This window comes from bacterium (assembly GCA_030652805.1).
GTDB lineage: Bacteria > JAHJDO01 > JAHJDO01 > JAHJDO01 > JAHJDO01 > JAHJDO01.
Genome location: JAUSPT010000022.1, coordinates 20,478 through 31,784 on the forward strand (window position 1 = coordinate 20,478; position 11,307 = coordinate 31,784).

The 11,307-nt window shown below is 39.2% G+C and carries 13 protein-coding genes; all 13 read left to right on the plus strand.

Going from position 1 to position 11,307, the window contains the following annotated elements; all coding sequences use genetic code 11:
* Positions 1–130: 130 nt before the first annotated feature.
* The 13 genes from Q7J67_01135 to Q7J67_01195 all read left to right on the plus strand — a co-directional run bounded on the left by Q7J67_01135 (position 131) and on the right by Q7J67_01195 (position 11,149).
* A complete protein-coding gene (locus Q7J67_01135; protein ID MDO9463893.1) occupies positions 131–1,339 on the plus strand; it encodes a lipoprotein-releasing ABC transporter permease subunit in 1,209 nt (402 codons plus the stop codon).
* Positions 1,332–2,015, plus strand: coding sequence for an ABC transporter ATP-binding protein (locus Q7J67_01140; GenBank protein MDO9463894.1), 684 nt, complete (start codon positions 1,332–1,334; stop codon positions 2,013–2,015). The genes Q7J67_01135 and Q7J67_01140 overlap by 8 nt, the downstream gene beginning before the upstream one ends.
* A gap of 293 nt (positions 2,016–2,308) precedes the next feature.
* Positions 2,309–3,334: an IS110 family transposase gene (locus Q7J67_01145; GenBank protein ID MDO9463895.1), complete on the plus strand. Its 1,026-nt coding sequence runs from the start codon at positions 2,309–2,311 to the stop codon at positions 3,332–3,334.
* Between the two features lie 65 nt (positions 3,335–3,399).
* Positions 3,400–4,266 (plus strand): sugar phosphate isomerase/epimerase family protein, encoded by an 867-nt coding sequence (locus Q7J67_01150; protein ID MDO9463896.1) that lies wholly within the window; start codon positions 3,400–3,402, stop codon positions 4,264–4,266.
* Between the two features lie 153 nt (positions 4,267–4,419).
* A complete protein-coding gene (locus Q7J67_01155) occupies positions 4,420–4,542 on the plus strand; it encodes a hypothetical protein (protein MDO9463897.1) in 123 nt (40 codons plus the stop codon).
* Between the two features lie 111 nt (positions 4,543–4,653).
* Positions 4,654–5,022, plus strand: a complete 369-nt coding sequence (locus Q7J67_01160) for a metalloregulator ArsR/SmtB family transcription factor (protein ID MDO9463898.1) — start codon at positions 4,654–4,656, stop codon at positions 5,020–5,022.
* Complete coding sequence (locus tag Q7J67_01165; GenBank protein ID MDO9463899.1) at positions 5,019–5,348, plus strand: hypothetical protein; 330 nt, start codon at positions 5,019–5,021, stop codon at positions 5,346–5,348. The genes Q7J67_01160 and Q7J67_01165 overlap by 4 nt, the downstream gene beginning before the upstream one ends.
* Positions 5,349–5,427: 79 nt before the next feature.
* On the plus strand, positions 5,428–6,342 hold the full coding sequence (locus Q7J67_01170; GenBank protein ID MDO9463900.1) for a TIM barrel protein: 915 nt from the start codon (positions 5,428–5,430) through the stop codon (positions 6,340–6,342).
* Positions 6,343–6,347: 5 nt separating this feature from the next.
* The gene (locus Q7J67_01175) at positions 6,348–7,328 is read left to right on the plus strand and encodes a hypothetical protein (GenBank protein MDO9463901.1); all 981 of its coding nucleotides are present in this window, start codon (positions 6,348–6,350) and stop codon (positions 7,326–7,328) included.
* Between the two features lie 58 nt (positions 7,329–7,386).
* The gene (locus Q7J67_01180; protein ID MDO9463902.1) at positions 7,387–7,623 is read left to right on the plus strand and encodes a 4Fe-4S binding protein; all 237 of its coding nucleotides are present in this window, start codon (positions 7,387–7,389) and stop codon (positions 7,621–7,623) included.
* A gap of 12 nt (positions 7,624–7,635) precedes the next feature.
* Positions 7,636–8,562 carry a glycoside hydrolase family 130 protein gene (locus Q7J67_01185; GenBank protein MDO9463903.1) on the plus strand — a complete coding sequence of 309 codons (927 nt, stop codon included), beginning with the start codon at positions 7,636–7,638 and terminating at the stop codon, positions 8,560–8,562.
* Positions 8,563–8,595: 33 nt separating this feature from the next.
* Positions 8,596–10,572, plus strand: a complete 1,977-nt coding sequence (locus tag Q7J67_01190) for a methyltransferase domain-containing protein (GenBank protein MDO9463904.1) — start codon at positions 8,596–8,598, stop codon at positions 10,570–10,572.
* Complete coding sequence (locus tag Q7J67_01195; GenBank protein ID MDO9463905.1) at positions 10,544–11,149, plus strand: PIG-L family deacetylase; 606 nt, start codon at positions 10,544–10,546, stop codon at positions 11,147–11,149. The genes Q7J67_01190 and Q7J67_01195 overlap by 29 nt, the downstream gene beginning before the upstream one ends.
* The last annotated feature ends 158 nt before the right edge of the window (positions 11,150–11,307 follow it).

Sequence of the window (11,307 nt, forward strand, 5' to 3'; positions counted from 1 at the left end):
CAGAATCCATATTTTCTTGCTTCCTCAACATAAAATATACCAAATTTTTACTAATTCAGCAATAAATTCTTGTTAACTTTTACATTTGCAATATAATACCAGAAAGAACGGATTAGGATGAGTGAATATCATGAGCTATGAATTATTTATTGCCCTGAAGTATCTGAGATTACATCATAAGACAAAATTCATATCCCTTATAACCTTAATATCTGTTCTAGGCATAGCTATTGGAGTAATGGCTGTTATTGTTGTTATGTCTGTAATGAATGGGTTTGATAAGCATTTAAAAGGCAAAATGTTGGGGATAAAATCCCACATTGCCATATCTGATACAGAGATAAAAGAATACCCTCAAATAATAGACAAGGTTAAGAATGTGTCTCATGTTCTAGGCTGTTCTCCTGTAATAGTAGGACAAGGTATGATCAAATATCAGAACGATGCTATGGGGCTAATGATAAAGGGAATAAATCCTTCAATGGAAAAGAGCACGACAGATATTTCAAAGTATATAATAGAAGGCTCAATGAAGTTGAATGAAGGTGGTTATAATATCGTGCTTGGAAGGGAACTGGTAAGAAATCTTGGTGTAAGACTGCATGAAGAAGTAACCGTAATATCTCCTGAATATAAAATAGGTCCGGGAGGAGCAGTTATTCCAAAGACTGCCAGATTAAAGGTTGTAGGAATATTTGAATGCGGCATATATGAATATGACAACACACTGGCGTATGTTTCTCTTGATACAGCGAAGAAACTTTACAACCTGAAAGGTGTGAATAGAATTGAGATAAAGCTGGATAACATTTATCTTTCTCCACAGATAAGCGAAGAAATAAAAGAGCTCTTAAAGTATCGTTTTTTGGTCAGAGACTGGCAGACTCTGGATAGAGCATTTTTCTTTGCGCTTAAGCTTGAGAAAATCACAATGTTTATAATACTGGGCTTAATCATTATTGTAGCTGCATTCAATATAGTCAGCACGCTTATTATGATAATTCTGGAAAAAACAAAGGATATAGGAATACTCAAAGCAATAGGTGCGGATTTAAGGAGCATAAGAAGAATTTTTGTTTTTGAAGGCACAATAATTGGGGTTCTGGGAACAATATTAGGATGTATTGGCGGAATTGGGCTTTGTTTGCTATTGAAGAGGTATCAATTTATACATCTGCCTCCCGAAGTGTATTATTTAAGAACATTACCTGTTGATATGCGTATTTTGGACTTCAGCGCAGTATGTGTAGCATCAGTATTAATCAGTTTTTTATCCACTTTGTATCCAGCCAGCCAGGCTTCAAAGCTTGACCCTGTAGAAGCGCTAAGATATGAATAAAACAATCATTCAGGCAAAAGGTTTACATAAAAAATATTCTGATGGAGAGAAGGAACTACTGGCTTTGAAAGATGTTAATCTGGATATTTACAAAGGAGAATTTCTCTCAATTACAGGTCCTTCAGGTTCAGGGAAAAGCACACTTTTGCATATACTGGGGATATTAGATTCTCCTACAAAAGGTGTGTTGAAGTATGATGAAGCAGACATCAGCAGTATGAGCGAAGACGAGAAATCTACTCTTCGCAACAGAAAAATAGGGTTTATATTTCAGTTCTTTCACTTATTCTCTGAGCTAACAGTTATTGAGAACATAAGCCTTCCTCTGATGATAAAAAACAAGAGAAACAGGTTGTTGAACCATGAACATAGAGCTGTTGAACATCTAGTTCAAGAGATTGGTTTGGAAAAGAGATCTCTACATAGGCCCAATCAGCTCTCAGGCGGGGAGCAGCAGAGAGTTGCAATAGCCCGCGCATTAGTTAATCAGCCTGAAATTATACTTGCGGACGAACCAACAGGTAATCTGGATAAAGAGAACAGGAAATCAATCTACAGGCTGCTCTGGGATCTCAATAAGAATAAGGGTATTACGATTGTTATTGCAACACACGATGAGGCTTTTGCTGAAACTGCTTCGCGCATGCTTAAACTTGTAGACGGCTCTATAATGTGATAAAAAAATGCAAACATTTACATAGGAAATTATAGAAAAGAAGGAGATGATACGATAAAAGTCAAAATAGGTGAAAAGCTCTAGATTATTGGTGGTATGATAAATATCAATAGTCTGGGGTAGATAGGTTATAGGTTGAATTTTTTGGTGGGGCTTAGTTGACCCCGGGAAGGAGATTAATCGAACCTGTAACCGAATAGTCACCATAGGCCAAGACGAGCCTGGATAGGAGGATGGTGTTCACCGACAAATAGTTCTACTCCGAAGACTGCAACTGAAAAGGAGGAATAGAGATGGGAAGGTATATCGGAGTGGATCTGCACAAGAATAACTTTACAGTGTGCTACATGAATGAGAGAGAGGAACACAAAATCCAGAGTTTCAGAGTAGATGCGGGGAGCATCGGGATGTTTCAGAAGAGTCTTAGTAAGAGTGATGAAGTAGCTGTAGAATCGACTGGTAATACAGCATACTTTGTAAGGGAAATAGATAGTTTGGTAAAAACAGTTAAGATTATTAATCCGACACAGTTTAAGGTTATATCCCAGTCGATAAAGAAAACAGATGAGCGCGATGCGGCAACAATCGCTAGATACCTTAGCAAAGGGCTAATACCAGAGGTAAGAATGCGAAGTAAAGAAGAATCACAGGTAGCAAGTTTAATAAGCACAAGAGATAAGTTTGTAAAGCTAAGAAGTGCATTAAAGAATAAAGTACATAATATTCTTAATGCCAACGGGATAGTCACAAAACGAGAAATATTTGGTTCAGAGAAAGGGCTTGAAAGGGTTTTAAATTTGAATTTAGATAGTTCTTATTTATTTGAGTTGAGAATTATTGTTGATCAGATACGAAATCTGAATAAATCAATAGACGAAATAAATAAAGAGATGTCAGATAGAGGAAAGAAGATAAAAGGACATAAGAATCTAAAATCTATTACAGGCATAGGTGATATATCAGCTACGATTTTGCTTAATGCAATAGGTAATGTGAATGATTTTGATAGTGATAAGAAATTAGCTGCATATTTTGGAATAGTCCCCAGAGTATATATATCTAACCAAACAAGTCATTATGGAAGAATTACCAAGATGGGTAATAAAATAGCTCGGACAGCCCTTGTGCAGTCAACACTCATAGCAATAAGATACAACAATTACTTAAGAAACTTTTATCTTAGACTGAAAACGAAGAAAGGTAGCGGAAAAGCAATTATTGCCACAGCAAGAAAACTGTTGGGCATAATTTATCGTACTTTAAAGAATGATTGGGTCTTTGAAAACTTTAATGAATTTACATTGGTTACAAATAACTAAAAATGTCTGAAGAAATAGGTCTTCAGGTAGAACTAAATTTTGACTTTTAACATAGGAGCGTAAAGATGTCAGATAAAGACATTTTCCCTCTGGGAATTATGGTAGGTCTTTCAGAAGACTCTGAAAAGGATTTGCAAAAAGTAAAAGATATGGGGTTCCCGACCTGTCAGATTCAGAATCCCACCGAGGAATATGTTTCTGGCCCGAAAAGCGATGAACTGTGCCAGCGGCTCAGAGATGCCATTAAACAGACAGGTGTAAAAATATCAGCTGTGTTTATTATGTATAAAGGCCATATCTGGGACAGGAAGGATGGCCCCCGCACAATAGGTCTTGTCCCTGAGAATACCAGAGCAGAAAGAACAGCGCATGCTTGCAGTATATCTGACTGGGCGAAAAAAGCAGGTATTAATACAGTAACCAGCCATATGGGGTTTATTCCCGAAGATGCCACCAGCGGGGTGTATAAAGGTTTTATAGAGACGATGAAAGAGTTTGTGGCTTACTGCGCAAAAAACAACCAGATATTTGCTTTTGAAACAGGCCAGGAAACTCCTGTGGTTTTGAGAAGGACCATAGATGATATAGGGGCAGATAATATTGGGGTCAATCTGGATCCAGCCAACCTGCTCCTTTACGGCATGGGTACTCCAATGGAGGGTGTTGAGGCCTTTGGTGAGTTTGTGGTCAATACCCATTGTAAGGACGGAAAATGGCCAACAGAGGAAGGTAAATTGGGTAAGGAGATGCCCTTGGGACAGGGAGATGTGAACTTTCCTGAACTACTACGGGCTCTATATGCAAAAGGGTTCAGTGGTCCGCTGACCATAGAGCGAGAAATTCATGGTGACCAGCAGAAAAAAGATATTTTGGAAGCCAAAGTTATTCTTGAAGGGATAAGAAAACAACTTGTCAATGTAGGAGTGCGATAAAATGTTAAAAAGCGGTCTTGTTGGTTTAGGCATGATGGGGCAGAATGCATTTAGGGGTATACTCTAAAAATCCGCATGTAGAGATAGCTGCTGTAGCAGACGAAAGAATCGAAAAACTAAAAGGTAATCTTGCCGGAGGATGAAACATTGCTAATGATCAGGATGTTTTTGATTTCTCTAAAGTCAATTGTTATTGCAACACACGATGAGGCTTTTGCTGAAACTGCTTCGCACATGCTTAAACTTGTAGACGGCTCTGTAACGACTTCTGTTTAATATACTTTTACCTATTTCAATAAATTAAGGCTTGACAATATAGTTTCTATTGTAATACTATATGAGCGTATGGTCATATAGTTGCATAGTGATAGAATAGGAGGGTTACCGATGAGAATTAAGAAGGCAGACCAGATATTAAAGTCCTTTGCCGATGAAACTCGGCTAAGGATCATAAATCTCCTCAGCAGATACGAATTAAATGTAACAGAACTGGGTGAAGTTCTGCAATCAAATCAATCCAATCTTTCCAAGCATCTTACTCGATTACGATTAACTGGGGTGGTATGTGATAGAAAAGACGGGCTCAACGTTTATTATCAATTAATAAAACCAGAGGGAAAGGCTTATAAAGAATTGCTTAGGATTGTCACAGTTGGGCTTGTTGGATTAGAGACGTTTAAGCAGGATTTGGACAGGCTCAAAGAAATCAGAAAGATTAGGAAAAATACAAATGCGAAAGGAGGTGATAAAAAATGAATAGACATTTAGTGATGGCTACAGGGTTGGCGTTGAGTCTTCTGATGTGTTTTGTATCTAACATATCGCTGGCTCAAGAGGAAGAGGAGTTAGAGTCTTCTTACGGTATAGTGCGAAGCTTATCTTCTAACGAACTCGTAGTTAGAGAGTCTAATGACGACGAGGGCGAAGAAGTAGATGTCTCCTACATTATAGACACCAAGGTAGAACTCAAAAATGTGAAGGTACTGGAAGATATCGCTGTAGGTGATAGTGTCGAAATTGAGTATGTGATTAGAGACGGCAAAAAAGTGGCTAAGATTATCTCTGTTGAGAAAGAAACTTAATAAAGAAGACAAAGAACAATGCAGCGGGGTGAGAAATCCCTTTACCCCGCTGCATGGCAATAAGGAGGTTTAAGAATCTATGTTAGGTATTTCCACTGCCTGTATGCCTGGACTTTCTTCTAGTTTAGATGGGTTCTTTAAGAGAAGTATAGAAATAGGCTTCGACACATTTGAGATCGGGGTCTCTTCAGTAAAAGTATCTAAAAAGGATGTTCTGAATTGTCAGAGAAGATTGAAGTTAAAGGTAGCAAGTGTCCACAACATATTTACCGATAAGCCTGTTGATCCTGAGAATAAACGAGGGGATTTCCTCGCGTCCGCTGACGAGAAGAAAAGAGAGGAGACAATTGAACTCACCCTGGAAACAGCTAAGTTTGCTAAATCTTTAGGAGCAAGAGTAGTCGTTCTCCATGCCGGATATATTGAAGATAAAGACTTGAAGGAGAGCTGCAGAGATTTCAAGAAGAGATGGGCTGAAGGGAATACTCATTTGCAAGTGCTAAGAGAGCATTTGCGGGAAATGCGAACAAGATACGCCTACGAGTACGTGGAAAGGGTTATCAGGAGCTTAAGGACGCTCTGCCAGAGAGATAGAGAAACTCTGTTCTGTCTGGAACCAAGAGTAAATTTTTATGAAATTCCCAGCTTGAAAGAGATGGAAGGAATATTTAACAGGATAAAAGAATATAACCTCTGCTATTGGCACGATACCGGACACTGTCAGGTTCAAGAGAATCTGGGATTAAGCAGACAAGAGGATTGGCTCAAGACTTTTAGGGAGAAAATGGTTGGGATTCATCTGCACGATGTTAGATGCCTGGAAGATCATCTCCTGCCCGGCCTGGGAGACATGGATTTCTCTTTAATCAGGAAGTATCTATTGAAAAAGACTATTAAGGTAGTGGAAGTGGGGAGTAAGGTCTCCGAAGAGGAGTTAAGAAAAGGGGTTGATTTTTTAGGAAAGGCTGGTTTAGAATTTTTGGCTGAGGGGTAAGTTTTATGCTCGAAGAATTTTACGATTGTAACGTGAGTAAGGATTTCCTGCAAGGATTTCCTCTCAAAAAGTACGGATATACCTTTGAAGCAAGGTTAAATTGCAAGGATAGTTGGGGAAGAAAGGTAGTCTATACCGTTCTCAAGGGTGAGACTCGGAGGTTTGTCTCCACAACTTTCCCCGATGAGGAAAGGCACCTGAGATCCTTAGAGATATTTGCTCTTTTAAAGGAACGCAGGATGTTTCACCCCGAGGTATTCCAAGTTTGCAAAAAGGAGAGAACAATCGTCTGCCATTATATAGGAGAGTTTCTTCCTCCGTTTCTGTTAGGCGAGGAAGCCTATTCTGCCATAGATGCTGTCCTCGACTACTTAGACCTGCTGGACACTATGTTTCCAAGAAAAGAGATATTTCAGATGCCGCATATCTTAAGAGGATTCCTCGAATTGAGCGAGCAATTCCCTCAACTCACCCCTTTCATCTCAGGGACGAAAGATGTCCTTCCCAAGTTAAGAGACAAAGGCATTTGCTTTTGCTACGGTTCGGGCATTGAGGACCCTGATATTAAAAATTTTCGCATCGTCAGGTATGATGGGAAGTTTCAGGCTTTGACTACCGACTACGACTGCTGGTCGGATAGAATCAACTACTACTGGGCAATTGGCTACTTCTATGCCAGTTTGCGTTGGTTAGCTAAGGCTTCTGTTGAAGCCAGTAAAGAATGTTGTGAATATATCCTCCAGGCCATAAATACCAATGACCGAAGAGAAGAATTTATGTTCTGGCTGGGCGTTCTATCCGGCTACTGCGGATACAAAAGGACATTGAAAAAAGCTATAATTGAAGATAGAATGAATAAGTTTTACGATAAGCTGGAGATAATCAAAGAGCTGGATGAGAAGGTTTCCCATTTAGCTGGTCGTTTGATAGAAAGCGAGGAGAAAAAAATTGCGAATCGGGATGGTCTCTACCTACCCACCGATTGAGTGTAGTTTCTGTCCCTTACGGGAGAGCAAGGTATATTGACCTATAAAGGAGAGGGCGATGGCAGATAAAGAAAGGTCTTTGGTTTATGAGGCAGACGGAGTAGTCATCGCTTTATTTCCTGACCTATGCAATAGCTGTGGAAAATGTATTGAAAAGTGCCCTAAAAAAGCTTTGGGCTGGTCAGAGGATGCGAGGGAGAAGATAGCCATTCTGGACATCAGGCTCTGTGATGCCTGTGGAGGGTGTCAAGAAGCCTGTCCAGAGAAGGCATTGAAAGTGAAAAAAAACTTTTAGAAAGGAGGATGTATGATGGATAAAAAACAATGGCAGCAGGAGGTTGCCAAAAGATATGAGAAGAATCCCATTATAACCCTAAATGATATTCCACAGGCTAGCAATTCGGTCTTTAATGCGGGGGCAGCATACTATCAGGATAAGTATTTTCTTTTACTGCGGGTAGAAGGATTAGATGGAAAGTCAAGGTTTTTCCTGGCAGAGAGTCGGGACGGAATTAAGTTTAAAATTTCCCAAAATCCGGTTATGCATCGAAGTAATAAGGAGCCGTTTGAGACATATGAAAGGAGAGGTATAGAAGACCCAAGAATTACAAGGATTGGAAATATTTACTACATCATTTATACCGCTTACTCTCATGTCGGACCACGCATTGCTCTTGCTTCTACAAAAAATTTCGAAACTTTTGAAAGAATCGCCCTTATTTCACAACCGGATAATAAGGATGCGGTTCTTTTCCCTAAAAAGATTGATGGCTGTTTTGTCCGCTTTGACCGTCCAGCCCAGCAAGGGATGTGGATATCCTATTCCAAAGATTTGGTCTATTGGGGAAACTCCAAATGTGTTATGGAGAGTAGATCCGGCTATTGGGATTCCCATCGCATCGGCGCTTGCGCGCCTCCGATTGAGACTGATAGAGGCTGGCTGGAAATTTACCATGGAGTGAAAAAGACGGCGAGCGGCAGTATCTATCGCTTGGGAGCCGCTTTATTTGACCTCAAAGACCCTTCCAAATTAATTGCCAGGAGCGAAGCTCCCATCCTCTCTCCCCGAGAATACTATGAAAGGGTAGGTGATGTGGATAATGTGGTTTTCTGTTGTGGAGCGATTTTAGACGAAAAAACCCGTGAGGTAAAAATTTACTACGGAGCATGTGATACTTGTATCTGCTTGGCTACTGCTAACCTCAACAATCTGGTGGAAAGATGTTTTAATTAACACAATAACAGCAAAACAAAGAAGGGAAAAACGATGAATGAAAGAACGTCTAGTGACAAACCTCCTCAAAGTAAGAAAAAGAGTAAATACTATCAAAGAATATTAGGCCCCGTATCAAGTCTTGAAGAGCATGTGCGTCCAGATTGGTGGCGTAATATTTTCAACTCCCTATATATAAAAACAGATGGTGATGTAGTTGAGGATAAGAATATCACTAATCAAGAATTGGACTTGTTCTCTGATATTCTAAAGTTGTCTCCAGACAATAAAATCCTGGATTTATGCTGCGGACAAGGACGTCATTCTATGGGATTAGCAAAGAGAGGTTTCAAATATGTTGAAGGGATAGATCGTTCCCACTATCTGATTCAAAAGGCAAAATTTAGAGCGAGAAAGAAAGTGTTGGATATTAAATTTAAGGAAGGTGATGCCCGAAAACTTCCCTATACACCAGACACCTTTGATGTAGTAATGGTTTTAGGAAATAGTTTTGGCTATTTTGAAACAGTTCAAGATGATATGAGAGTTTTAAAAGAGATTTTTCGAGCCCTAAAGCCGTGGGGAAAACTTCTCATCGATATTACCGACGGGGAATATTTAAGAGAACAGTATAAAACAAGATCATGGGAATGGATTGATAAAAAGTATTTTGTTTGTAGAGAACGTTCGCTTTCGGCGGACAAACAGCGTCTAATTTCTCGGGAATTGATAACTCATGTTGGAAAAGGCATTATTGCGGATCAATTTTATGCAGAGAGACTCTATACCCGCAAGACAATAACTGAACTTTTAAAAACAGTAGGATTCAACGACATTACCATTCCCGATCAGATATCCACTAATTCTCAACGGAATCAGGACTTGGGAATGATGGCGAAAAGAATTATCGTAACAGCCTTAGTAAGAAAAGGATGGACAGCTTCCAAGAAGAAAAAAGAGGCAGCAAAGAATGTAGTTGTGATCTTAGGCGACCCGGCAAAACCGGATCCTTTGAAGCCATTATCTTCCTTTGACGATGATGACTACTATACAATCGATCAATTAAAAAATGCACTAAGAGAACTGAAAGACTATTCCTTTACCTATCTTAGCAATCACGATACTCTGCTTCATGATATGGCAAAACTGAAAACAAAAGAAAATCTGATGGTTCTTAACTTATGTGATGAGGGCTTCAATAATGATGCCAGAAAAGAGCTTCATATATCTTCTCTACTGGAAATGCTTGATATTCCATATACAGGCTCTGGGCCTCAGTCTCTTGCTTATTGTTATGACAAATCACTTGTACGTGGAATTGCGCAGGAAATGGATATTCCTGTACCTGCGGCATTTTTTATCAAACCCGAAGACACTGCTTTTGAACTTCCCTTTGGATTTCCTGTTATAGTCAAACCAAACTTCGGCGATTCCAGTTTTGGAATAACCCAAAGAAGTGTGGCAAATAATATTGAGGAACTTGTTAACGCAATCTCAGAAATGCGGGAGAAATTCGGCTATGATAAACCTATTCTTGTTGAGGAATTTCTTACAGGAAAAGATTTGAGCGTAGGAATAATAGGAAATTCCCCTGGATCTTACACAGTCTTACCTATTATTGAGGCGGATTATTCATTAATTTCAGCAGAACTTCCAAAAATATGCGGATACGAGTCTAAGTGGCTCCCAGACTCACCATACTGGAAAATTAAATCCGTCCCTGCTGAATTACCGGAGGAGACAAATAAGCTTATTGAAGAATGGTGTTTAAAGCTTTTTGAAAGGCTGGAAAATAGAGATTACTGCCGTTTTGATTGGAGACTTGACTCAGAAGGCAATCCCAAGCTTCTTGAGGTGAATCCCAATCCGGGCTGGTGCTGGGACGGACATCTTACAAAGATGGCAAGTATAGCGGGCATGTCTTATTCAGAAACGCTGGAGGCTATCTTAAAAGCAGGCGAACAACGATTGAATATCCAGACGGATGAAAGGATAGAGGAGCGTGTTGCCTACAATAAAGAAAAACAGTAAATGCGCTGTTATCGTTGCTCATCCGGATGATGAAACTTTGTGGGCTGGAGGTATGATACTGTCAAATAGTCAAGTTGACTGGACAATAGTTACAATTTGCAGAAAAAGTGATACTGACCGTGCTCCTAAGTTTTTTAAAACTCTTGATAATTTCAAAGCATCTGGCTTTATGGCTGATTTGGATGATGGGCCAGAACAAAATCCTTTAAGTAGTATAGAAATTCAAAAAACTATAATGGAATTATTGCCTTCCAGCATGTTTGAGATCATTATTACACATAGTTTGGATGGTGAATACACAAGACATTTAAGGCATGAAGAAACTGCAAATGCAGTTTTAAGTTTGTGGCGCAGTAAGAAAGTATCCGCAAATCAGTTATGGACATTTGCATATGAAGATGGTAACGGAAATTATCTCCCAAAAGCGATTGTTGAGGCAGATTTGTTAGTTGAACTTACTGATGAGATATGGCAGAGAAAGTATAACATTATAACTGAAATATATGGTTTCAATAAGGATAGTTTTGAAGCAAGAACCACACCCAGAAAAGAAGCATTCTGGCGTATGAAAGTTTAGAAAGAAGGGCTTAAATGAAAGGTAACAGTTTAGCTACAAAAAGTAATGAGAAAATTTAGATGAGAAAATCAGCGAATAAATTTGAACGAAATAAAAATAATAATCAAGGCGATCTTGTTTGTGGCAAATCAAATTGTCTGAAGAGTTCGGGAGTTAGC

Excerpts from the sequence above, each read along its gene's own strand:
- Q7J67_01135 (MDO9463893.1), top strand. The coding sequence starts at position 131 with ATGAGCTATGAATTATTTATTGCCCTGAAGTATCTGAGATTACATCAT.
- Q7J67_01140 (MDO9463894.1), top strand. The coding sequence starts at position 1,332 with ATGAATAAAACAATCATTCAGGCAAAAGGTTTACATAAAAAATATTCT.
- Q7J67_01145 (MDO9463895.1), top strand. The coding sequence starts at position 2,309 with ATGGGAAGGTATATCGGAGTGGATCTGCACAAGAATAACTTTACAGTG.
- Q7J67_01150 (MDO9463896.1), top strand. The coding sequence starts at position 3,400 with ATGTCAGATAAAGACATTTTCCCTCTGGGAATTATGGTAGGTCTTTCA.
- Q7J67_01155 (MDO9463897.1), top strand. The coding sequence starts at position 4,420 with ATGATCAGGATGTTTTTGATTTCTCTAAAGTCAATTGTTATTGCAACA.
- Q7J67_01160 (MDO9463898.1), top strand. The coding sequence starts at position 4,654 with ATGAGAATTAAGAAGGCAGACCAGATATTAAAGTCCTTTGCCGATGAA.
- Q7J67_01165 (MDO9463899.1), top strand. The coding sequence starts at position 5,019 with ATGAATAGACATTTAGTGATGGCTACAGGGTTGGCGTTGAGTCTTCTG.
- Q7J67_01170 (MDO9463900.1), top strand. The coding sequence starts at position 5,428 with ATGTTAGGTATTTCCACTGCCTGTATGCCTGGACTTTCTTCTAGTTTA.
- Q7J67_01175 (MDO9463901.1), top strand. The coding sequence starts at position 6,348 with ATGCTCGAAGAATTTTACGATTGTAACGTGAGTAAGGATTTCCTGCAA.
- Q7J67_01180 (MDO9463902.1), top strand. The coding sequence starts at position 7,387 with ATGGCAGATAAAGAAAGGTCTTTGGTTTATGAGGCAGACGGAGTAGTC.
- Q7J67_01185 (MDO9463903.1), top strand. The coding sequence starts at position 7,636 with ATGATGGATAAAAAACAATGGCAGCAGGAGGTTGCCAAAAGATATGAG.
- Q7J67_01190 (MDO9463904.1), top strand. The coding sequence starts at position 8,596 with ATGAATGAAAGAACGTCTAGTGACAAACCTCCTCAAAGTAAGAAAAAG.